Genomic DNA, 654 nt, shown 5'->3' on the forward strand with positions numbered 1-654 from the left:
CGCGCCCGAGAGGAGTCGAACCCCTAACCTCTTGATCCGTAGTCAAACGCTCTATCCAATTGAGCTACGGGCGCATATGGTGCCGAGGGCGGGAGTCGAACCCGCACGGTGGTCACCCACCGCAGGATTTTAAGTCCTGTGCGTCTGCCTGTTCCGCCACCCCGGCATGTCATATTTGGAGCGGAAGACGGGATTCGAACCCGCGACCCCAACCTTGGCAAGGTTGTATTCTACCACTGAACTACTTCCGCAAGACATGTTATAAGTATTTTATTAAAAGTGCGGGTGAAGGGAGTCGAACCCCCACGCCAAAGGCGCCAGATCCTAAGTCTGGTGCGTCTGCCAATTCCGCCACACCCGCATATTATTTTAATAAATGGTGAGCCATGAAGGACTCGAACCTTCGACCCTCTGATTAAAAGTCAGATGCTCTACCAACTGAGCTAATGGCTCGTACAATAAAAACTGGTGCCGGCTAGAGGACTTGAACCCCCAACCTACTGATTACAAGTCAGTTGCTCTACCAATTGAGCTAAGCCGGCGTATATGGTGGAGGATGACGGGATCGAACCGCCGACCCCCTGCTTGTAAGGCAGGTGCTCTCCCAGCTGAGCTAATCCTCCATTTGCCTGGCAACGTCCTACTCTCACAGGG

The 654-nt window shown here is 53.4% G+C and carries 7 tRNA genes; all 7 read right to left on the reverse strand.

Annotated features, from left to right (window positions below):
* Nucleotides 1–74, reverse strand: a tRNA-Arg gene (locus MR063_RS21485).
* Nucleotides 75–77: 3 nt separating this feature from the next.
* Nucleotides 78–166: transfer RNA gene (locus MR063_RS21490), tRNA-Leu, on the reverse strand.
* 10 nt (nt 167–176) lie between these two features.
* A tRNA-Gly gene (locus MR063_RS21495) sits at nt 177–251 on the reverse strand.
* Nucleotides 252–280: 29 nt separating this feature from the next.
* Nucleotides 281–361: transfer RNA gene (locus MR063_RS21500), tRNA-Leu, on the reverse strand.
* 16 nt (nt 362–377) lie between these two features.
* A tRNA-Lys gene (locus MR063_RS21505) sits at nt 378–453 on the reverse strand.
* A gap of 13 nt (nt 454–466) precedes the next feature.
* A tRNA-Thr gene (locus tag MR063_RS21510) sits at nt 467–542 on the reverse strand.
* Between the two features lie 5 nt (nt 543–547).
* Nucleotides 548–623: transfer RNA gene (locus MR063_RS21515), tRNA-Val, on the reverse strand.
* Between the last annotated feature and the right edge of the window lie 31 nt (nt 624–654).

This window comes from Bacillus cereus group sp. BfR-BA-01492 (assembly GCF_022662815.1).
GTDB lineage: Bacteria > Bacillota > Bacilli > Bacillales > Bacillaceae_G > Bacillus_A > Bacillus_A cereus_BD.